Origin of the sequence: Accumulibacter sp. (assembly GCF_023806625.1) — a bacterium.
Lineage (GTDB): Bacteria > Pseudomonadota > Gammaproteobacteria > Burkholderiales > Rhodocyclaceae > Accumulibacter.
The window spans coordinates 78,067-99,194 of the sequence record NZ_JAMTDX010000043.1 but is presented as its reverse complement, the minus strand read 5'-3'; the positions used below and the strand labels follow the sequence as shown (position 1 = coordinate 99,194).

General features: G+C 67.9%; 13 protein-coding genes and 1 pseudogene. 5 read left to right on the top strand and 9 right to left on the bottom strand.

Annotated elements, in window-relative coordinates; translation table 11 throughout:
* Window positions 1-230: 230 nt before the first annotated feature.
* Complete coding sequence (locus NFW05_RS08035; protein ID WP_295304725.1) at window positions 231-2,267, top strand: primosomal protein N'; 2,037 nt, start codon at window positions 231-233, stop codon at window positions 2,265-2,267.
* Between the two features lie 564 nt (window positions 2,268-2,831).
* Complete coding sequence (locus NFW05_RS08030; protein ID WP_311104696.1) at window positions 2,832-4,376, top strand: HD domain-containing protein; 1,545 nt, start codon at window positions 2,832-2,834, stop codon at window positions 4,374-4,376.
* Between the two features lie 196 nt (window positions 4,377-4,572).
* On the opposite strand, the gene NFW05_RS08025 is transcribed toward NFW05_RS08030, so the two are convergent.
* From NFW05_RS08025 to gstA, 6 genes and pseudogenes are all read right to left on the bottom strand, one after another.
* The gene (locus NFW05_RS08025; RefSeq protein ID WP_295304722.1) at window positions 4,573-5,775 is read right to left on the bottom strand and encodes an MFS transporter; all 1,203 of its coding nucleotides are present in this window, start codon (window positions 5,773-5,775) and stop codon (window positions 4,573-4,575) included.
* Window positions 5,776-5,822: 47 nt separating this feature from the next.
* Window positions 5,823-6,761 carry an ROK family protein gene (locus NFW05_RS08020; RefSeq protein WP_295304719.1) on the bottom strand — a complete coding sequence of 313 codons (939 nt, stop codon included), beginning with the start codon at window positions 6,759-6,761 and terminating at the stop codon, window positions 5,823-5,825.
* Window positions 6,762-6,794: 33 nt separating this feature from the next.
* Window positions 6,795-7,978, bottom strand: a pseudogene (locus NFW05_RS08015) (acyl-CoA dehydrogenase).
* 48 nt (window positions 7,979-8,026) lie between these two features.
* Window positions 8,027-8,560 (bottom strand): DUF2062 domain-containing protein, encoded by a 534-nt coding sequence (locus NFW05_RS08010; RefSeq protein ID WP_295304716.1) that lies wholly within the window; start codon window positions 8,558-8,560, stop codon window positions 8,027-8,029.
* Window positions 8,561-8,746: 186 nt separating this feature from the next.
* Complete coding sequence (gene chrA, locus NFW05_RS08005; protein ID WP_295304841.1) at window positions 8,747-9,970, bottom strand: chromate efflux transporter; 1,224 nt, start codon at window positions 9,968-9,970, stop codon at window positions 8,747-8,749.
* Between the two features lie 47 nt (window positions 9,971-10,017).
* Complete coding sequence (gene gstA, locus NFW05_RS18545; RefSeq protein WP_311104697.1) at window positions 10,018-12,267, bottom strand: glutathione transferase GstA; 2,250 nt, start codon at window positions 12,265-12,267, stop codon at window positions 10,018-10,020.
* A 359-nt stretch (window positions 12,268-12,626) separates the two neighbouring features.
* Here gstA and thiC point away from each other — a divergent pair, with 359 nt between their 5' ends.
* A complete protein-coding gene (thiC, locus tag NFW05_RS07990; protein WP_295304714.1) occupies window positions 12,627-14,543 on the top strand; it encodes a phosphomethylpyrimidine synthase ThiC in 1,917 nt (638 codons plus the stop codon).
* On the opposite strand, the gene NFW05_RS07985 is transcribed toward thiC, so the two are convergent.
* Both NFW05_RS07985 and NFW05_RS07980 read right to left on the bottom strand, forming a co-directional pair.
* Window positions 14,528-15,208, bottom strand: a complete 681-nt coding sequence (locus NFW05_RS07985; RefSeq protein WP_295304711.1) for an N-acetylmuramoyl-L-alanine amidase — start codon at window positions 15,206-15,208, stop codon at window positions 14,528-14,530. The genes thiC and NFW05_RS07985 overlap by 16 nt on opposite strands.
* 109 nt (window positions 15,209-15,317) lie before the next feature.
* Window positions 15,318-15,698 (bottom strand): DUF1840 domain-containing protein, encoded by a 381-nt coding sequence (locus NFW05_RS07980; protein ID WP_295304708.1) that lies wholly within the window; start codon window positions 15,696-15,698, stop codon window positions 15,318-15,320.
* 260 nt (window positions 15,699-15,958) lie between these two features.
* On the opposite strand from NFW05_RS07980, the gene NFW05_RS07975 reads away from it, so the two are divergent.
* A complete protein-coding gene (locus NFW05_RS07975; protein ID WP_295304706.1) occupies window positions 15,959-17,167 on the top strand; it encodes a ChaN family lipoprotein in 1,209 nt (402 codons plus the stop codon).
* 94 nt (window positions 17,168-17,261) lie between these two features.
* Window positions 17,262-18,281 (top strand): tRNA (adenosine(37)-N6)-threonylcarbamoyltransferase complex transferase subunit TsaD, encoded by a 1,020-nt coding sequence (gene tsaD / locus NFW05_RS07970; RefSeq protein ID WP_295304703.1) that lies wholly within the window; start codon window positions 17,262-17,264, stop codon window positions 18,279-18,281.
* Window positions 18,282-18,309: 28 nt separating this feature from the next.
* Here tsaD and glnE read toward each other — a convergent pair whose 3' ends face one another.
* On the bottom strand, window positions 18,310-21,036 hold the full coding sequence (glnE, locus tag NFW05_RS07965) for a bifunctional [glutamate--ammonia ligase]-adenylyl-L-tyrosine phosphorylase/[glutamate--ammonia-ligase] adenylyltransferase (RefSeq protein ID WP_295304835.1): 2,727 nt from the start codon (window positions 21,034-21,036) through the stop codon (window positions 18,310-18,312).
* Between the last annotated feature and the right edge of the window lie 92 nt (window positions 21,037-21,128).

Genomic DNA, 21,128 nt, shown 5'->3' with positions numbered 1-21,128 from the left:
AAATGACGGATTTAGCTCAATTTTTGATTTGCCCATTTTTCGGGCGACTGCTCCGGAACCCTTGCCGGACGGGCGCTTCAGGCACTTCTACGGGACTTGATCCACAGAGTTATCCACAGATTCGGTGAACAGTGGAGAAAGCCAGATAACTGAGGGTCTTATCGCGCATAGTCAGAACTTCTGCGAACTTTGCAGGCTAAGTCGAAGGCTTTGGGGTGCCGACTGCGCCGATGGCTGAGACCGTTGATCCTGCGAGAATCGCCCGCGTTGCGCTCGATGTGCCGCGGCCGCTGTTCTTCGACTATCTGGCTGTCGCCTCCGAGGCGCTTACGTCAGCAGACCTCGGACTTCGTGTTCTGGTCCCGTTCGGCCAGCACCGCAAGGTCGGCATCCTCGTCGACCTGCCAGCGACCAGCGAGTTGCCGCTTGCCCAACTCAAGCCGCTGCTGGCTGTTTTCCGGGATGTGCGGCCGTTGCCTGGAGACTGGTTTCGCCTGACCCGGTTCTGCGCCAGCTATTATCAGGTGGCTCCCGGGAGGGTCATGCTCTCGGTGCTGCCGGCCGGACTGCGCTCGCCGCAGATCGCCCGGACGATCTCGCCACGCAGGGCTCGGCGTCCCGTGCTTTGCGCACCCGACACGCAAGTCGAGCTGACCGGAGAGCAGGCTGCCGCGATCCTCGAGGTAAGCGGGAGCGGCGCTGGGTTCCACGCCTATCTGCTGCACGGAGTCACCGGCAGCGGCAAGACCGAGGTCTACCTGCGGCTCATCGAACGGGTTCTGGAAACCGGGCGGCAGACGCTACTGCTCGTCCCCGAGATCAATCTGACTCCGCAGCTCGAATCCCGTGTTGCCGCGCGCTTTCCGGACGGCGGGCTGGTCTGCCTGCACAGCGGGCTCGGCGAGGCCGAAAGGACTCGCAACTGGTGTGCAGCGCTGAGCGGCCAGGCACGGATCGTTCTCGGCACCCGCCTGGCCGTGTTCACTCCCTTGCCCGAACTCGGGTTGATCATCGTCGATGAAGAGCACGACACGTCGTTCAAGCAGCAGGATGGTGTCCGCTACTCGGCGCGCGATCTCGCCGTGTACCGGGCTCGCGACGGAAACCTGCCGATCGTCCTGGGCTCGGCGACTCCGTCTCTCGAAAGCTGGGCCAATGCCACGGCCAGCGAGGGGCATGGCCGTTACCGGCTGCTCTCGTTGCACCAGAGGGCCAACGCGCGGGCGTCGCTGCCTCGGGTGCGAGTCGTCGACACGCGTCAGGACAAGCCGCGAAACGGCCTCTCGTCCGCACTGCTCGGGGCGATCGAGCAACGCCTGGCACATAGCGAACAAAGCCTCATCTTTCTCAACCGCCGGGGATACGCGCCGGTACTGCTCTGCGCGCCGTGCGGATGGACCTCGCGCTGCCATCGCTGCGCCGCCAACCTCGTCCTGCATGTCGTCGATCGTCGCCTGCGCTGCCATCATTGCGGCTACGTGACCGCCGTCCCGAAGTCGTGCCCGGATTGCGGCAATCAGGACATCAGCGCCTTCGGCCGGGGAACGCAACGGATCGAGGCCACCCTGCGTGAAAGCTTTCCGGAAGCGCGGATCCTGCGCGTCGACCGCGATTCGGCGAGTACCCGGCGGCAGTGGGCAGCCCTGCTGGAAACCATCCACCGGGGCGGCGCCGATATCCTCGTCGGGACCCAGATGCTCGCCAAGGGCCATGACTTTCCGAAGCTCACGCTGGTCGGCGCGATCGCTCCCGACGCCGCGCTGTTTGCCGCCGACTGGCGGGGTCCCGAACGTCTTTTTGCCCAGTTGATGCAGGTCGCCGGGCGAGCCGGTCGCGCCGACCTTCCAGGCGAGGTTCTGCTCCAGACACAGTTTCCCGATCATCCGCTCTATGCGGCGGTGGCCAGGCACGATTATGCCGGCTTTGCCGCCGCCGAGCTTGCCGAGCGCCGACGCGCCGGGTTTCCTCCTTATGTGCATCAGGCCATGCTCCGTGCCGAAGCAGTGGGCATGGCTGACGCGCTCGCCTTTCTGGCCACTGCGCGGGCGCTTGCCCTGGCCGACGACGACGACCGGGTGACCCTCTACGACCCGGTACCGATGCGCCTGTCGCGTCGGGCGAACCGGGAGCGCGCACAGCTCCTGCTCGATTCGCCTTCGCGTCCGGCGCTGCAGCGTTTTCTCCCGCTCTGGCTGCGTCGACTCGACGCACTGAAGGTGCCGGCGACCCTGCGCTGGCATGTCGAGGTCGATCCACTCGAAGTGTAGGGTGCCGTCTCGCCAATGCCTTGATCGGTCGGGGAGGAGGCATCCGCGAATTCGCGGTGCCGGGATGCAGGTAAGGGCGACCGGATTCCGCGCAAAGGCCAGCAAGCGCATTCGCCAGACAGCACACCGGCGGTGGCCAGGGGATCTCCGGCCGGTCGCGGGCGAGTCGGACCCTCTGCCGCGGCGGAGGTCTCGCTGACCGCACCAGGGGCAACGCTCAGCGTCGATCTGGAGTCGACCCGGCCGGCAAAGGGGCGTGGCTCGGTGCCCCGGTTTGACTTGCCTAGCGGCGCGGACCATACTGGTTGCCGATCGGCAGCGCAGCGGTGACGATTCGTGAAATCCGCCAGAGTTCACGCGACGTCCGGGTGCTAGATTGTCCGGGCCGGGAGATGCGCTGCGCAAATTCCCTGACCGCCAGCGGCGCAGTCGGCCAGGGGGTCTGCGAGGCGGCTCCCGGCGTCGGAGCCGGCAGCCGTCGTCTGCAGGGTCAGACCGGCCAACGGCGACGCCCTCGCCTGCGGGGTGTCGCCGCGAGACCCAGTCGGCAGGCCGAGGAGTCCGATGATGTCCTCCGATTTCGTCGCGGCGATCGATCTCGGGTCGAACAGCTTCCACATGATCGTCGCCCGGATTGTCGATGGGCGAGTGCAGATTCTCGACCGGCTGCGCGAGATGGTCCAGCTGGCCGCCGGCCTGGACAGCCGGAATCACCTGTCCGGCGAGGCCCAGCAAAGGGCGCTGGCTTGCCTCGCGCGCTTCGGCCAGCGCCTGCGCCAGATTCCGCCCGAACGCTTGCGCATCGTCGGCACGAACACGCTTCGACAGGCGCGCAACAGCGCGGATTTCGTCAGCCGTGCCGAAACGCTCCTCGGGCACAAGGTGGAGGTCGTCAGTGGCCAGGAGGAGGCTCGGCTGATCTATCTCGGCGTGGCGCACAGTGTCGCTGACGTCGTGGGTCGGCGACTGGTCATCGACATCGGCGGCGGGAGTACCGAACTGATCGTCGGCGCCGGCTTCGAACCGCAGCATCTGACCAGTCTGAGAATGGGCTGCGTCAGTCTCAGCCGCGCATTCCCCGAGGGGCGAGTGACCCGCAGCCAGCTTCGCGACGCCGAACTGCGGGTCCAGTTGAACGTCGAGCCGGTTCGCGAGGACTACCTGGGGCGGGGCTGGGCCGTCGCCACTGGTGCTTCGGGATCGATCAAGGCGATCCAGGATGTGCTGATCAGCGAGGGCTGGAGTCGCGAATGCATCACGCTCGACGGACTGCGCCGGCTGCGTTCTGTGCTGCTCGAGCTGCGCGATATCGCCGCGATCGCCGAGCGCTGGCAGCTCGAACCGGCCCGCGCACGAGTCTTCGCTGGCGGCTTCGTCGTTCTCCACGGTCTCTGCGAGGCGCTGAACATTGAAGAGATGGGAGTCTCAGAAGGTGCTCTTCGCGAAGGGCTGGTTTACGATCTGCTCGGTCGTATCCGGCACGAGGACGTTCGTGACCGGACGATCACCGAGGTCACGCGCCGTTTCGGTCTCGACGAGGCGCAGGCCGCACGCGTCAGCCGGACGGCCCTCGATCTGCTGCGCCAGGTCAGCAGTCGCTGGCCACTGAAAGGGGAAGAGATGCGTGAGCTGCTCGAGCGCGCCGCCCGCCTGCACGAGATCGGCCTGCTGCTGACCCACGACCGCTACCATCGACACGGAGCGTACGTGCTCGAGCACTCGGACCTGCCGGGCTACTCACGCGACGACCAGCAGCTGCTCGCGGCGTTGGTCCGGCGCCATCGGCGTTCGTTCCCGTCCGATGCATTCGCCGGTTTGCCGAAGGAATGGGCCAGGCCTGCCGCTCGTCTCTGTGCGCTGCTTCGTCTGGCGGTGGTTCTGCATCGCGGGCGCAGCAGCGATCCATTGCCCGCGCTCGGCCTGCACGTCGCCGGCCGGCGGATCCGGCTGGGCTTTCCGCGCGGATGGCTCGACGGGCATCCGTTGACCCGCGCCGACCTGCTGTGCGAAGCCCGACTGCTGCGCAAGGCAGGCTTCGTGCTTGAACTCGACGACCGGCAGCGGCAGCCCACGGACCAGCCGGCAATGGACCAGGATTCGCACGCGTGAGCGACCGCCGGAGCATCGGGGGGAGCCCGCTGCCGAGTCAGCTCGATCCCGCTTCCCGATGCCCTTGCGGAAGCCCTGCTCAGCTGGGCTGCACAGCGCTGTGCTCGGGCCGACGACTGGCGGTTGGTCGCCGCGACGCCACTCACCGCGGGAGGCCCCCCCCGTTGGGCTTGGTGCTCCTCTGCAGGTGCTATGCTCAGCGCGACCAGCGGATCGACGCAGAGAACCAGGCGTAAGCGGCCAACTGCACACCGAGCAGGGCGAGAAACGCCCGGCGATGTGCGGCGGCAGCGTCGCAGCCGGTCGCCTGTAGCAGATCGATGAGCAGACCCATGCCCCATTGCACGGCGAAGGCGCCGACGAAGACCATCAGATTGAACGCCGTGTTGGCCCGGCCCGAAAGCGCGACCGGGAAGCCCGCCGCCGCCTGCGAGTAGGCGAGAGTCCCGAAGCTCGAGAAGCTGCCGTAGGCCACCCAGAGGAGCTGCGTGTGGGCGCTCGCTTCGCTGGTGATCAGGCCGAGAGTCAGCAGTGACAGAGCGAGTCCGACGGCGAGCAGGATCACCGGGCGAATCCCGCGCCGGGCCAGTGCCGTGGCGAGCAGGCCGATCATCAGATAGGCGACGAGCATTGCCAGACTCATCCCGGCCATGTGTTCGGCGGCCGTTGCACGCGTATGGCCGTTGACCTGCATCAGCCAGGATACCGACCACAGGCTCTGAACGGCCATGAAGCCGCCGATGGTGGTCAGGCCGAGCGGAGCGAATCGCCAGAAGTGACGGCTCGCAAACACTTCCCTGACCCCTGCCCACTGGGCGCTCAACGGCTGAGTCTGCGCGCCGTCGTCGCGATCGGGCACACTGCGCTGGAGCCAGACGGCGACGGCCAGCGTCAGGGCGGCGAGAGCGACGAAGATGTCGCGCCAGCCGAACAGCTCGACGGCTGCCTCGAGCGGTGCCGTCGCGGCGAGAGCCCCGAGTCCGCCCGAGGTCATGATCCAGCCGGTCAGCGATGCCTGGCGCTCGAGCGGAAACCACAGCGAAAAGGCCTTGAACGCGGCCATCAGACACGCCGAGACGCCAAGTCCGATCAACGCCCGGGCGATAGCCAGATCGACGATCCCCTTACCGACCGAGAAGAGCGCCGCGCCGGCCGCGGCGACGAGCAGCAGCGCCGACTCGACGCGCCGTGCGCCGAAGCGGTCGAGAAGCATGCCGAGTGGCAGCTGGGCGGCGGCGAAGGAGAGGAAGTAGGCGCTGGTCAGCAGGCCGAGGTCGCCAGCGCCGAGCTGCAGCTCGCTGGCGAGCACCGGGCCGATGACCGCATTGGCCGTCCGGTAGAGGTAGGACAGAAAATACGCGCCCGCGAAAGGCAGGAACAGACGGGTCCAGATGGCCATCGCCGGTCAGGGTCTCCAGATGAGGATGGCACGCGCCGCCTCGACGGTCATCGTCGGAGCGGGTCGATGAACGGCGCCGGGTCCTCTCGGCCATCGTTCCACAGCCAGGCGGCTCCGCGAACCCCCGAAGAGTCGCCGTGGACGTTGCGCAGCAGCCGCGTGCGTACGACGTCGGAAAAGATGTGCCGTCCCCAGAGTCGGGGAACGGCGTGGTACCAGTGTTCGATGTTCGACAGGCCACCACCGAGGACGATCACCTGCGGGTCGAGGATGTTGACGACCTCGGCGAGGGCTTTCGCCAGTCGCCTCGCGTAACGCCCGAGCGAGGCTGCACAGGAATCGTCACCACCGGCAGCACGGCTGGCGATCGCCTCGGCGCAGAGATCGTGCCCAGTGTGTCGGCGGTGGTCGGCGGCAAGTCCGGGACCCGACAACCACGTCTCGACGCAGCCTGAGCGCCCGCAGTAGCAGGGCTCGGGGGGCAGCGTCTCTTCGTCGGGTAGCGGCAGCGGATTGTGGCCCCATTCGCCGGCAATCCGGTTGGCTCCGCCGAGCGCGCGACGGTTGACGACGATCCCGCCGCCGACGCCCGTTCCGAGGATCGCTCCGAAGACGATCTCGGCCCCTTGGCCGGCGCCGTCGATCGCTTCCGAAAGCGCGAAGCAGTTGGCATCGTTGGCGACGCGCAGCTCGCGCTGCAGATGGGCTTCGAGATCGGCACGCAGCGGCTCTCCGATCAGCCAGGTCGAGTTCGCGTTCTTGATCCGCGAGTCGATCGTCGATTCGGCGCCGGGTATGCCGATGCCGACCGTTCCACGTTCCCCGAGTTCGGCCTCGGCGGTCAGGACCATCCCGGCGATCGCCGTCAGCGTCGCCCGATAGTCGTCCCGGGGCGTGGCCTGCCGCCGGCGCAGCCGCACTCCCCCAGCCTCGTCGAGCGCAATCAGCTCGATCTTCGTGCCGCCGAGGTCGATTCCGATGCGCATGCCAGGTCCTCGTGTCTGTCGTTCGGCGGGCCGTCAGAAGGCGGCGATTCCCGTCTGCGCGCGACCAAGGATCAGCGCGTGGACGTCGTGGGTACCCTCGTAGGTGTTGACCACCTCGAGGTTGACAGGTGACGGATCACGCCGTAGTCATCCGAAATTCCGTTGCCGCCGAGCATGTCGCGTGCCATTCGCGCGACCTCGAGCGCCTTGCCACTCGAATTCCTTTTCATTAGCGAGGTCATCTCGGGGGTCGCTTCCCCCTGCTCCTTCAGCCGACCGAGGCGCAGGCAACCCTGAAGGGCGAGAGTGATTTCGGTCTGCATGTCGGCGAGCTTCCTTTGGACGAGCTGGTTGGCGGCCAGCGGCCGGCCGAACTGCCGGCGCTCGAGCGTATATTCACGCGCCGTGTGCCAGCAGGCTTCGGCGGCGCCGAGTGCTCCCCAGGCGATGCCGTAGCGTGCCGAGTCGAGGCAGGTGAACGGACCCTTGAGCCCGCGCACCTCGGGCAAGGCGTTGTCTGTCGGAACGAAGACGTCGTCCATGACGATCTGGCCGGTGACCGAGGTGCGCAGGCCGACCTTGCCGCGGATCAGCGGTGTCGACAGCCCGGGCATTCCCCTTTCGAGGATGAAGCCGCGGATCGCTTCGTCGTCGTCCTTCGCCCAGACGATCAGCAGGTCGGCGACCGGCGAGTTGGTGATCCAGGTCTTCGTTCCGCGGAGCAGATGGCCCCCTTCGACGCGCCGCGCACGGCTTGCCAGGCTGCCTGGGTCGGAGCCGTGATCGGGTTCGGTCAGCCCGAAGCAGCCGATCGATTCGCCGCTCGCCAGCCGGGGAAGGTAACGGCGCCGCTGCTGCTCGGTACCGAAGACCTGGATCGGCAGCATGACCAGCGATGACTGGACGCTGATCATCGACCGGTATCCCGAATCGACGCGTTCGACTTCCCGGGCGATCAGACCGTAGCTCACGTACCCGAGGCCCGAGCCACCGTACTGCTCGGGGATCATCGGACCAAGCAGGCCCATCCGGCCCATTTCGGGGTAGAGCGAAGGATCGTGAAGTTCCTGACGAAAGGCTTCGCGTACGCGAGGGATGAGCCTCTCCCGACAGTAGGCGCGCGCGGCGTTGCGCACCGCGCGCTCGTCTTCGCCGAGCTGGGCATCGAGCAGCAGCGGGTCGTCCCAGCAGAACCGCGGGGTGCCTTTCCGGGCCATCGACTGCTCCTCTTTCGTCGTCACGACTGCGTAGCCGGGAGCGAGCGCTCACGGGTTGTGGTTGCGCCGTTTCCACGCCCTGACCAGGTACAGCCGCCATGCCGCCTTGGTCAGCAGGTACCCGGTCAGCGCCAGTCCCGCAGCCAGCGTCACCAGTCCGGCCGCAAGCGGCGTGGCCACGTCGAGCATCCAGCCCTGCATCGCCTCGACCCAGCTGGTGAAGGCCGTTGCGTCGAATTCCGGGGGAGCGAGGAAGCCGGCGTCGTCGCCGGTCAGCAGACGCCCGATCTGATAGGCCAGGAGGTAGAGCGGAACGATGGTCAGCGGGTTCGTATAGAGCGTGACGACCAGCGCCAGCGGCAGGTTGACGCGGAAGACGAGGGCGCTGATCGCTGCGCCGATCATCTGCAGTGGCCCCGGGATCAACCCGCAGAACAGGCCGACAGCGACCGCTCCGGCGGCGGATCGACGATTCAGGTGCCAGAGTCGGGGGTGCAGCAGCGAGGACTCGAACGGCCTCAACCAGCGGTTCTCGCGAATCGCGGCGTGATCGGGCAGATACCGTCTGAGGTAGCGACGCATGCTTCGTTCCGTTCGCTCGCCGGGTAGATCCTTTACGCGGCAGTCCCGCTTGCTGGCCAACCCGGGCGGCGGTCAGCCGCGACCGGCTCGCCGATGATTTTCCCACAGCGTGGCGATCGGGCGCCAGCGATCGATTGCCAGCGTCTCCGGGCACGAGCCGGCGTCGCATCGGCGCGGCTCGCCAGTTCACGCCGCTTCGAGCAGTGCACCCGTCACCGCGCAGCCGGCGACCACCAGCCACGGCGGTAGCCTCCAGAAGATCAGGGCGATCAGCGCCAGCAGCGCCAGGGCGAAATCCGCGGCCTGATGGATCGCGCTCGTCCACACCGGCTGGTAAAGCGCAGCGAGCAGCAGACCGACCACACCGGCATTGACCCCGGCCAGCGCCGCCTGCGTCCGGACGCTGCGGCGCAGGCTTTCCCAGTAGGGCAAGGCGCCGACGACGAGCAGGAACGACGGGGCGAAGACGGCCAGCAGGCAGATCATGCCGCCGGCCCAGCCCGACGGCGGCCTGCTCATTGATGCTCCGAGGAATGCGGCAAAAGTGAACAGCGGTCCGGGTACGGCCTGTGCCGCACCATAACCGGCAAGAAAGGACTCGTCGCTGACCCAGCCCGGAGGCACGACCTCGGCCCGCAACAGCGGCAACACCACGTGCCCGCCCCCGAAGACCAGTGATCCGGCGCGGTAGAACGCATCGACCAGCGCCAGGGTCTGGTCGGGAATCGACCCGGCGACAGCGGGCAGGCCGAGCAGCAGCGCCAGGAAAAGGCACAGCCAGACCATTCCGGCGCGGTGTCCGACTCTGATCGGCAGCGGCTCGTGGCTGGCTGGCTGCTCCGGCCTGAAGAGCAGCAGACCGGTGATGCCGGCGGCGACGATCACCGCCACCTGTGTCCAGGCCGACGGCACGAGCAGGACCAGGCAGGCGGCAATCACCATGATCGTGACGCGCAGGACACCGCTGCACAGAGCCCTCGCCATTCCCCAGACCGCCTGGGCGACGACTGCGACGGCGACGACCTTCAAGCCGTGCACAGCGCCGTGGGGAATCGCGTCGGCGTAGCTGGCGATGCCCAGCGCGAAGAGGATCAGGGCGATCGCCGACGGCAAGGTGAACCCCGCCCAGGCCGCCAGTGCGCCTCCGTACCCCGATCGCGAAAGGCCGAGCGCCATGCTCACCTGACTGCTCGCCGGACCGGGCAGGAACTGACAGAGGGCGACCAGATCGGCGTAGCTGCTTTCGCCGAGCCAGCCCCGTCGCGTCACGAACTCGTCGCGGAAGTAGCCCAGATGAGCGATCGGACCACCGAACGAGGTCAGACCCAGCCGCAGGAAGATCAGAAACACGGCCCAGGGGCTGCGGTCAGTCGCGGGTGTGCCTTCGTCGGGCGGCCTCCTGGTCGAAATGCGCGGCGCGCCCGGCGGCGGCTCTCGGGGCTGTAGACGCGGCATCGTCAGTCCTCGGCGGCACGCGCCTCGCGAACGCTCTGGCGATTGCCGACCCGGTCCAGGAAAGCGACTAGTACCGGCCAGCGGCCGAGATCGACGCCGACCGCGCCGCTCCAGGCGAGCACGGCAAACAGGTAGGCATCGGCCACCGTGAAGCGCTCGCCGAGCAGGTAATCGCGCTCTTCGAGTGATGCGGCCACATGGCCGAGCCGGGCGGCAAGATCGTCCCTGATCGACTGGGCATACGAGTCGGGCGTGTCGGGGAAGAACAGCGCAGCGAATCTCTGGTGCAGTTCCGAACTGATGAAGGCGAGCCACTCTTCGAGTCGGTAACGCTCGCGGCTGAATGGCTGTGGCGCGAGCCCGCTCTCGGGCACTCGGTCGGCGATGTACTGGACGATCGCCGGGACTTCGGTGAGCACGCTGCCGTCTTCGAGTTCGAGGGCTGGAACGTAGCCCTTCGGGTTGATCAGCCGAAAGTCGCTGCCGTCGGCAAGCCGGTGCGCGCGGAGGTCGACACGGACGAGATCGAAATCGAGGCCCGCCTCACGCAGCGCGATGTGCGCGGCCAGCGAACTGGTTCCGGGTGCGAAGTAGAGCTTCACGACAAGGCTCCCGGGGACGGCATCCGGCGCCGCGGCCACCCTCTGTTCGACCGCTGCCGACCACGGCAGCCGGGTCACCTCGACGCTCAGGAAGCCGCGGTTGTCGGCGTAGGCGAAAGCCGAGTCGTTGGCGAAGAAGTACAGGAAACCGGGCTCGATGATCTCGATTTCGCAGCCGTCGGGGGTGGCGATCAGGCTGCTCTCGTCGTCGATCCGGGCAACCCCGCTGATCGTGCTTTCGAGCAGGCCGGTGAGCATGTTCTCGGAAGCCGGATTGCTCGCCTCGAGATCGGGCAGTGGATGGACGGCGGCGACCAGCGAGAACCATGGGCGCTCCTCGAGCCGCCTGCTGCCCTGGGTCAGGTGGTGGAGCCAGCCATCCGATTCGTAACCATCGGCGTTTGCCGGGACGCCGCGGTCGAGCCAGGTTCCGCTGGCCGCGATCCGATACCTTTCGCCGACATCGACTTCGACTCCCGAAGCGTTCCACCACTTGTGGGCATGGACCGGAAAACGGGTCGCGCCGTCCACCGGCAGCTTGCGGAACGGCAGCTCTTCGCGTTCCTGTTGCAGTTGCTCGTCTGCCCGGCGCTCGTCGTCCTCGAAGAACCCGGCGCAGACCGGGAGATCCTCGAGCGCCTTCGGCCGGTAGTCGAAGCGTTCGCGCAGCCGCTCGAGGACGCTTTCGTGCAGCTCGGCATCCTCGGGGACGCGGCGCTCCTTTTGCGGCCGTGATCGCCAGATCGGACCGCGGGTTTCGTCGTGGCGGTCCGCGAGGCAGTCGGCTTCGAGCGGCGCGTCGAGCGGGTCGGGCAGCAGCCTGAGCCCGGCGTCGAGGGCGTTGACCTCGCCGATCATCCATTCGAGCGCGACGTCAGAGAGACCCCGGTGTTCGTATCCACCGCCGACGTCGGCGTGCGCACCGGCAAACCAGACTTGCCGGACGCCTTCGCGTGCGGTCCACAAGGTCGGGGCGAAATCGGCGCGTTCTTCGTCGATCGCCAGTGCCTGGCGTCCGTGCTCGACTCGCGGACTGAGTTCGCGGTCGCTGAACTGCATCAGCCCGAGTTCCTCGCGGTCGACGAGGTGAAGCCCGTTGAATTCGGGTACCCCATTCTCGCCGACCGTATCCCAGACCCCGATCATGCGGATCGGCACCTCGTCATGGTAGCGCCAGAAGCGACCACCGCGCTTGAGGCCGAGTCCTTCCTTGTAGTTCAGCCAGATGCGCTCGGCGTTGTCGGCCGAGTCGTCGTCGTCTGCTTCGGGTCCGGGTATCAGGCCCGAGCGCGCGATGAACGCGCCAAGGGTTCGCGCCGCCCAGGCCCCCCGCGAGAAGCCGAAAATCCAGATCTTGTCGCCCCGCCGGTAGACCTGGGAAACCAGCAGGTAGGCGTCGATCACGCTGTCGTGCACAGTGATTCCGTGGGTGCGTCCGAGCAGGCCGTGCAGCCGTCCGCCCCTGCCGATGCCCTGGAGATAGTAGGCGAGCAGATCCTCGTTGCGCCGGACGAGATGCGAGCGGATCGGTCCGCTTTCCTCGACCCGCTGCTCTTCGCCGGCGAGCATTTCGAACAGCCGGTAGACGTTGGTCTGCTCGACCGGGTTGTTCCAGGTGCCATCCAGGCACACGACGATCTGTCTGCTCATCTCCTCTCCTGACCTCATCGAGTGTGGCGACCGGCTCCCCTGCTGCAGACGCTCCGTGCGCCGGACGCCAAACTCGAAGGATACTCCGCTCGCGCCGCGGCGTGACCGTCGACCGGGGCGCTCCCGATTTCCCTGCAGGCGCTGGCTTCTTGCGAAGCGTCAGCAATTCCAGTACCTTGCAGAACCAGGGCAGACGTGCTGGCCGACAGGCTGCAGGTGCGCGGCAGACGATCCACCAGTCGGGGTCGCTGACGCTGACGCCCGGCGCCGTCGTCCGGTCAGGCGCCGGTCAAGCCCGCGGTCTGCCGGACGCTCCCGCTCCATGCACGGCGCCCGCTCTACCTTCGCCAGGAAAGACCATGAACGCCAACGAGAAATTCATCGCCGCCGAAGCCCATGTCGACGAGGCTGCGGTGAGGCCGCTTCCCGGTTCGCGGAAGATCTATGTCGAGGGGAGTCGCCCGGACATTCGCGTGCCGATGCGCGAGATCAGCCAGTCGGATACCGAGACCTCCACCGGCCGCGAAAGCAACCCGCCGATCTTCGTCTACGATTGCTCGGGGCCGTACAGCGAGCCAGGTGCGGCGATCGACATTCGCCGCGGGCTGCCGGCATTGCGCGCCGGCTGGATCGCCGAGAGGGGCGACTGCGAAGCCCTGTCCGAGCTGAGTTCGACTTTCGGTCGCGGCCGCGCTGCCGACCCGGCGCTCGATGGGCTGCGTTTCCCGGGTCTGCAGCGGCAGCCGCTGCGCGCGCGGAGAGGCGCCAACGTCAGTCAGATGCACTACGCGCGGCGTGGGATCATCACCCCCGAGATGGAGTACGTGGCGATCCGCGAGAACGGCAACCGGAGCCGCTACCTCGAGCAGCTGCGCGCGTCGGGACCGCAGGGCGAGCGTCTCGCGCAGATCCTCGGTCGCCAGCACCGTGGCAATAGCTTCGGGGCGAGCATCCCGGAGGAGATCAGCCCCGAGTTCGTCCGCTCAGAGGTGGCGCGAGGCCGCGCGATCATCCCGGCAAACATCAACCACCCGGAGAGCGAGCCGATGATCATCGGCCGCAACTTCCTGACCAAGATCAACGCCAATATCGGCAACTCGGCCCTCGGCTCGAGCATCCAGGACGAAGTCGAGAAGATGACCTGGGCAATTCGCTGGGGCGGCGACACGGTGATGGACTTGTCTACGGGCCGGAACATCCACGAGACGCGCGAATGGATCATCCGCAACAGCCCGGTGCCGATCGGCACCGTGCCGATCTACCAGGCGCTCGAGAAGGTTGGCGGCAGGGCCGAGGAGCTGAGCTGGGAGATCTTCCGCGACACGTTGATCGAGCAGGCCGAACAGGGCGTCGACTATTTCACGATCCACGCCGGCGTGCTGCTGCGTTACGTGCCGCTGACTGCGGGCAGGCTGACCGGAATCGTCTCGCGCGGCGGATCGATCATGGCCAAGTGGTGCCTGGCGCATCATCGCGAGAGTTTCCTCTACACGCACTTCGAGGAGATCTGCGAGATCATGAAGGCGTACGACGTGGCGTTCAGTCTCGGCGACGGGCTGCGTCCCGGGTCGATCTACGACGCCAACGACGAGGCCCAGCTCGGCGAACTCAGGACGCTCGGCGAACTGACCGAGATCGCCTGGAGGCACGACGTACAGGTGATGATCGAGGGACCCGGCCATGTGCCGATGCAGCTGATCAGGGAAAACATGGAGCTGCAGCTCGAATACTGTCGGGAAGCGCCCTTCTACACGCTCGGACCGCTGACCACCGACATCGCTCCGGGCTACGACCACATCACCAGCGGCATCGGCGCGGCGATGATCGGCTGGTACGGAACGGCCATGCTCTGCTACGTGACGCCGAAGGAGCACCTCGGCCTGCCGGAAAAGGACGACGTCAAGACGGGGATCATTACCTACAAGCTCGCCGCGCACGCCGCTGACCTGGCCAAGGGGCATCCGGGCGCGCAGATTCGCGACAATGCCCTGTCCAAGGCGCGCTTCGAGTTTCGCTGGGAAGATCAGTTCAACCTCGGCCTCGACCCGGACAAGGCGCGCGAGTTCCACGACGAAACGCTGCCCAAGGAGTCGGCGAAGGTCGCGCACTTCTGCTCGATGTGTGGCCCCCACTTCTGCTCGATGAAGATCACCCAGGACGTGCGCGATTTCGCCGCCGCGCAGGGCCTCGGCGAGGCCGAGGCCCTCGAGCGGGGCATGGAAAGCAAGGCCGTCGAGTTCGTCGCCGCCGGAGCCGAGGTCTATCGCCGGGTCTGAGAGGGGTCCTCGTCGCCAGCCGTCGCGCGATTCACCTGCAGGCACGCGGCGATGCCGCTGGCGATCGCATCGGCCATCCTGATCTGGCGCGCCGGGTCACGCAGGGCGAGCTCCTCCTCGCGGTGCTTGATGACCCCGGCCTCGAAGAGCACCGCCGGCAGCGTCGTCTGGTAGAGAACGATGAGCCGATCGTGGAAATGGACGGCGTTGTCCAGGTCGGCGACGGGCCGCGATGGTCCGGCCGCCGGTTCGGCGTAATGCCGGGTTGGGCTGAAGCCGGCCCGACGGAGCAACGCGCCGATCGCCGAGGCGCAGCGCAGACTGCCGGCGAGATCGGGATTGGCGCGCGAGACGAAGAGCGAGAAGCCGCGATGCACGTCGCTGTACGTCCGGCTGCTGCCATCCCAGTCCCAATCGGTGAGCCACTCGGGGTGCACCGAGTCGTGGTGGATCGAGATGAAGAAATCGGCGCCCGCAGCGTGCTGCGGGCGCGCGGCGAGGCTGTCGATCAGCCCGTCGAAGTTGATCTCGCGGACGGCGATCCGTCGCGCGCGAAGTTCCTGCGCCAGAAGGTCGGCCAGCACGGCGTTGAACTCGTATTCGCAACGGCCGCGCGCGCTGATCGCTCCGCAGGCCGCAAGCGTATGCCCGACGTCGACGGCCACCTCGGCCGCCTCGCCGCCCGTCGCGGCGACCAGGAGCAGCGCGGCGAGGCGGGTCGGCCAACGGCTGCGTCGACCGCCCGGGACGCCGTGTCGGGCGCAGTCCGTCGGGCTAGAAATCCTTCGCTGCCTCCCAGAGAACGAAACCTTCCTCCCGGCGAGTCCATTCGAACAGCTCAATCAGCGGATAGGCGCGCTGACCGAGACCGACCGGGGTTTCCTCCTTGTTCTCGTCGTCGCCTTCGTCGTCCTTCGACCTGGCGGGCGGGCTCGCCGCCGCGCTCCTGGCCGCGGCGACCGCCGCGCGCAGCCGGTCGATCGCCTCAGGCAGCTGATCGCTCATGATGACCCCTTTGGCCGCGCATTCCTTGCCGATGATCTCGAGCATCTGACGGGCGGTCGGGGCGAACATCATGAGCTGTCCGGACGTGCTCGAGCTGAAGGTAACCAGCATTTTCGGCGTCTCCGCGAGTTTGAGACAAGGCTTGCGCATTGTTGCAGGTGCTCCGGCGAACGGCAAGCGGCGATTCGCCGGCGGGCCGCAAAGCGCCGATGGATCGGTAGTCGCAGACCCCGCGCTCAGCTGGCGGACCGCGCCCCAGGCAGGCCCCGATGCGCAGACGGTGCGATAATCGTCGCGCGCAATCGTGACCGGTGGGTGAGGCGGGGTGCCGCTGAACTAGCGCTTCGCCGGCATATCGGGAGGAAGAGGTGGTGGATTTCTTGGCGGAAAGCGACGGGCCAGGTGTGCCGATGGCCGCCCGAGAGCGCCTGTGCCTGCTCGCGCTGGCCGTCGGGCTGGGCCTCGCCGGCCCGGCAGCCGGGAGCGAACCGGCGGCCGGCGAGCAGGGAGTGTCGGCGATCTGCCTCGAAGAATCAGGCTGGTGGGTTCCGGGTGCCCGCGCGGCACAGCGTTCGGACAGCCGGCGGGTCCTCGGTGCGGTGGTCCGGCGGGACCTCGTCCTGCTCGGCGAGGAGCACGACGACGCCGACCATCATCGCTGGCAGCTGCAGGTCCTTGCCGGGCTGCACGCGTTGCGGCCGAAGCTGATCATCGGCTTCGAAATGTTCCCCCGGCGAGTCCAGCCGGTGCTCGATCGCTGGGTCGCCGGCGAGCTGAGCGTCGCCGAGCTTCTTGCGCAGACGGAATGGGACGAGGTGTGGGCGCATCCGGCAGAACTCTACCTGCCGTTGTTCGAGTTCGCGCGCATGAACCGGATACCGATGCTCGCCCTGAACGTCGACCGGCAACTGATCCGTAAGGTGGCCGCGAGCGGTTGGGCCGCCGTCTCCGCAGATCAGCGCGAGGGCGTCGGCAACCCGGCGCCAGCCCCGGCTGCCTATCGCGAGCTCCTGTCCGAGACGCATCGCCAGCACGCATCCTTGCGCGGCGGCTCAGCGGACAGTCCCGGGCGCGACCCGGCGTTCGACCGCTTCGTCGAGTCGCAACTGGTCTGGGACCGGGCGATGGCCGAGATCCTCGTGCGCAGCAAGGCGGCCGGCGGCCGCGGACCGCTGGTCGTCGGCATCGTCGGCAGCGGCCATCTGCGCTTCGGGCACGGCGTCGCGCACCAGTTGCGTGCGCTCGGCTTCGGCTCGACGGCCACGCTACTGCCGCTGCCCGTCGCCAGCGCGGAGTGCACCGGGCTGCCGGCGCAACTCGCCGATGCGGTGTTCGCGATCCCGGCGGCACGCGAGCCGTCGGCCCCGCCGCGTCTCGGTATCGCTCTCGAAAGCCATCGTGGCCAGGTCCTCATCTCGTCGGTCGGCGCCGGCAGCCTGGCCGAGAGCAGCGGTCTGCAGCCTGGCGACCGGATCGTCGCAGTCGCCGGACGGCCGGCGGCCGACGTTTCGACGGTGCAGGGCGCGGTTCGCCGGCAGCCACCGGGCACCGTGTTGCCAGTACAGATCGAGCGCGGCGAAGTCCGCCGCGAGGTCCTCGTCCGCTTCCCGGTCGATTGACCGGCGAACGACCGACGCGGGCGGTCGGCGGTGCCGCGACCTGCGGCGATTTCCGGGGTGCTGGCCGGCGGGTCTGCGCGGTAGAATGTCGGCAATGCTGGTCCTCGGAATCGAAACCTCGTGTGACGAAAGCGGACTCGCGCTGTACAGCAGCGAAGCTGGCGGCGGCCGGCTGCTCGCCCACGCGCTGCACTCGCAGGTGTGCATGCACGCCGACTATGGCGGCGTGGTGCCCGAACTCGCTTCGCGCGATCATGTCCGGCGCATCGTCCCGTTGTTGCGGCAGGTGTTGGCGGCGAGCGGGCGGCGCCTCGAAGAGCTCGACGCCGTAGCCTACACGCAGGGCCCCGGACTCGCCGGTGCCCTGCTCGTCGGCGCGGCATTTGCCGAGGCGCTGGCCACCGGCCTGGGCATTCCGACCGTCCCGGTGCATCACCTCGAGGGCCATCTGCTCTCACCGCTGCTCTCGCATGACCCGCCGGCTTTTCCCTTCGTCGCCCTGCTCGTCTCGGGTGGGCACACGCAGCTGATGCGCGTGACCGCAGTCGGCGCCTATGAGTTGCTCGGCGAGACGCTCGACGATGCGGCCGGCGAAGCCTTCGACAAGACGGCCAAGCTGCTCGGTCTCGACTACCCGGGTGGCCCGGCGCTGGCCGCCCTCGCCGATCGCGGCCGCCCCGGGCAGGTCGTCTTTCCGCGGCCGATGCTGCGTTCCGGCGACCTCGATTTCAGTTTCAGCGGCCTGAAGACCGCGGTTCTCACCCGGGTGCGCGAGATCGGAGATCTCGACGAGCAGCGACGAGCGGACATCGCCCGTGGATTTCAGGAGGCGATCGTCGAAGTCCTGGCCAGCAAGGCGCTCCGCGCACTGCGGCGCTGCGGGCTCAAGCGGCTGGTGGTCGCCGGCGGGGTCGGCGCGAACCGCGAACTGCGCCGGCAGATCGACGCCCGCGCGGCCCGGGCGAGGGTCTCGGTGTACTACCCCGAACTCGAATTCTGTACCGACAATGGCGCGATGATCGCGCTCGCCGGTGCGCTGCGTCTGCAGTCGGGGCACGCGGCAAAGCCGGCCGGTTGCTTCGCGGTGCGTCCCCGCTGGCCGCTGACCGGCTAAGCATCGACGCTCGGCGCCCAGCCGTGGGCTAGCGCGCCGCGAAGACCAGATCCCACAACGCGAGGACCGGCGCGATCCATTGGCTGAGCGACGCGCGTTCGACCCGCGCCCGGCGTCCGGCGTTGAGGCGCAGGACGTGCTGCAGGCGGCGAAACTCGCGGTAGGCATCGCGCGCGCTCCCGGCGAGGTCGCCAGGGATCAGGCCCAACTCGGCGGCGATGCCGAGCAGCGCGATGTTGCCGAGGTTGCCGCAAAGGCGCGCGTGCCGGTGAGCATGGCCGAGGATCAGATACTGGACGATGAACTCGACGTCGATCAGCCCGCCGCGATCGTGCTTGAGATCGAACCACTCCTCGCTGCGCGAGCCGTGTTCGTCGAGCATCCGCCTGCGCATCGCGAGTACCTCGTCGCGCAGCTTGTCCGGGTCGCGTGGCTGGCGGAGGATTTCGACGCGGATCGCCTCGAACTGTTCGCCGAGGGCCGGGTGGCCTGCGCAGTAGCGGGCTCGGGTCAGCGCCTGGTGCTCCCAGACCCAGGCCTGACCGAGCTGGTAGCGGCGGAACGCGTCGATCGGACAGACGAGCATCCCCGAGTCGCCGTTCGGGCGCAGGCGCAGATCGACTTCGAAGAGCATCCCGGCGGGCGTCTGCGTCGACATCCAGGTGCTCATCCGCTGGCCGAGACGCGCGTAGAGCTCGCCGGCTCCCGGCTCGGGGTCGTCGTGCAGGTAGACGAGGTCGAGGTCGGAGGCGAAGCCGAGCTCCTTGCCGCCAAGCTTGCCGTAGGCGATCACCGCGAAGCGTGGCGGCTCGTCCGGGTGTGGGTGGCGGAGTCTGAGCTTCTCCCAGCAGAGGTCGAGGGTCGCCTGGACCATGATGTCGGCGAGCTCGCTGAGCCGGTCGGCGAGGTGCTCGACGGTGTGCAGGCCGGCGATGTCCTGGGCGAGCAGGTGAAAGACCTGGGCGTGGTGGGCCTCGCGCAGGATATCCATTTCGCGTTCGGTATCGCCCTGGTGCTGGGCAAGGCGCGTCCGGAGTTCGGTGCGGAAGTCGTGCCAGTCCGGAGCGACTTCGAAGATTCGCGCGTCGAGCAACTCGTCGAGCAGAATCGGATGCCGCGTCAGGTAGTCGGCCGCCCACGACGAGCTGCCCACCAGATCGGCGAGCTTGCTCAGCGCCTGCGGGTACTGCTGGAGCAAGGCGAGGTAAGCGCCGCGGCGGCTGATCGTGTCGAGGAAGTCGAGACCGCGTTGCCAGGTGGCGTCGGGAGTGGCGGTCGCCGCAGCGGCGTCGATCAGGCGTGGACCGAGTGCGTCGAGCCGCTCGCGGTTGCTTGCCGGCAGCTGCTGGTAGCGCCCGCTCTGCCGAAACGCCCTGAGCCGGTCGAGCAGAGCTGCGGGTTGAGCAAAGCCGAGCCCGGAGAGGCGCTCGAATGCTTCGTCGCCGCTCGCCAGACCGTCCCAGATCGCGGCCAGCGGGTGATGCCCCTCGGCGGGCTCCGAAAAGACGCCCTCGAAATGGCGCGAAACGGTCGCGCGCTGGGCGTCGAGCGCAGCGACGAAGGTCGGCCAGTCGGCAAAACCCAGCGAAGCGGCGATCAGCCGGCGTTCGTCGTCGGCCGTCGGCAGCCGGTGCGTCTGCGCGTCGTTCACGTACTGCAGTCGGTGTTCGAGCCGGCGCAGGAAGTCGTAGGCGGTGGCCAGCTCCGCAGCGGTGTCCGCCGGCATCAGGCGCCGCTCGGCGAGCAGTCCGAGCACCTCGAGCGTCGGGCGGACCTGCAGGACCGGATCGCGACCTCCGCGAATCAGCTGGAAGACCTGGGCGACGAACTCGATTTCGCGGATTCCGCCAGGACCGAGCTTGATATGGTCGGCCATGTCCTTGCGCGCGACTTCACGGCGAATCTGCGCGTGCAGCCCGCGCATGGCATTGATCGCTCCGTAGTCCAGATACTTGCGGAAGACGAAAGGGCGAGCGATCGCGTGCAGCGCGCTGACCCATTGCGGTTGCAGATTCGCCCCGTCGTTCATCACCCGCGCCTTGATCCACGCGTAGCGTTCCCACTCCCGCCCCTGGGCGATGAAGTAGTTCTCGAGCGAGCCGAGCGAACCGACCAGCGGACCGGAGTCGCCGTTCGGCCGCAGGCGCATGTCGACGCGAAAGACCAGCCCGTGCTCGGTGAGTTCGCCGAGTGCGGCGACGAGCCGCTTGCCGAGGCGCAGGAAGAACTCGTAGTTGTCCAGCCGGCGGCCGGGCCCGGCAGTCTGCCCTTCCTGCGGGTAGACGAAGATGTAATCGACGTCGGACGAAACGTTGAGCTCGCGGCCACCGAGCTTGCCCATCCCGATGACCAGCAGCCGTTGCGGCTGTCCATCGTTGTCGAGCGGTTCTCCGAACTGTGCGGCAAGCTGCCGGTGGAAATGGTCGAGCGCGAAGTTGGTGACCACATCGGCAAGGTCGGTCATCGTCTCGACGACTTCGCCGAGCGGGGCGGCCCCGGCGAGGTCGCGAACGATCAGTACGGCCATGATCCGCTGGCGCAGCTGGCGCAGTGCGCGCTTGATCTGCTCGTCGGTCGATGCCGCGGCGCTGGCCAGGAAGTCGCTCATCAGCTCCTTGCCGAGCGGCTCTCCGGCGTGCCCGGCAAGCCATTCGCCAACCTCGGGGCGTGCCGAGAGCAGATCGCGCAGGTAGCGACTGTGCGCCCGTGCGCCTTCCCAGGGGGCGGCCAGCGCTGCCGCGACGATGCCATGCATTTCGGTCTCGGCGACCATTCTCTCTCCCGGTGTGTGCGTGCGCCGGCCGGCGGTCCGCGCCGGCCGCGAATGCAGGCGCAAAGCCGGTACAA

Bases quoted from the DNA above. Each gene is read 5' to 3' on its own strand.
- NFW05_RS07980 (WP_295304708.1), bottom strand. From the start codon at position 15,698: ATGCGCAAGCCTTGTCTCAAACTCGCGGAGACGCCGAAAATGCTGGTT.
- NFW05_RS08030 (WP_311104696.1), top strand. From the start codon at position 2,832: ATGATGTCCTCCGATTTCGTCGCGGCGATCGATCTCGGGTCGAACAGC.
- NFW05_RS07975 (WP_295304706.1), top strand. From the start codon at position 15,959: ATGGCCGCCCGAGAGCGCCTGTGCCTGCTCGCGCTGGCCGTCGGGCTG.
- NFW05_RS08020 (WP_295304719.1), bottom strand. From the start codon at position 6,761: ATGCGCATCGGAATCGACCTCGGCGGCACGAAGATCGAGCTGATTGCG.
- gstA (WP_311104697.1), bottom strand. From the start codon at position 12,267: ATGAGCAGACAGATCGTCGTGTGCCTGGATGGCACCTGGAACAACCCG.
- thiC (WP_295304714.1), top strand. From the start codon at position 12,627: ATGAACGCCAACGAGAAATTCATCGCCGCCGAAGCCCATGTCGACGAG.
- NFW05_RS08010 (WP_295304716.1), bottom strand. From the start codon at position 8,560: ATGCGTCGCTACCTCAGACGGTATCTGCCCGATCACGCCGCGATTCGC.
- glnE (WP_295304835.1), bottom strand. From the start codon at position 21,036: ATGCATGGCATCGTCGCGGCAGCGCTGGCCGCCCCCTGGGAAGGCGCA.
- NFW05_RS08035 (WP_295304725.1), top strand. From the start codon at position 231: ATGGCTGAGACCGTTGATCCTGCGAGAATCGCCCGCGTTGCGCTCGAT.
- NFW05_RS08025 (WP_295304722.1), bottom strand. From the start codon at position 5,775: ATGGCCATCTGGACCCGTCTGTTCCTGCCTTTCGCGGGCGCGTATTTT.
- tsaD (WP_295304703.1), top strand. From the start codon at position 17,262: ATGCTGGTCCTCGGAATCGAAACCTCGTGTGACGAAAGCGGACTCGCG.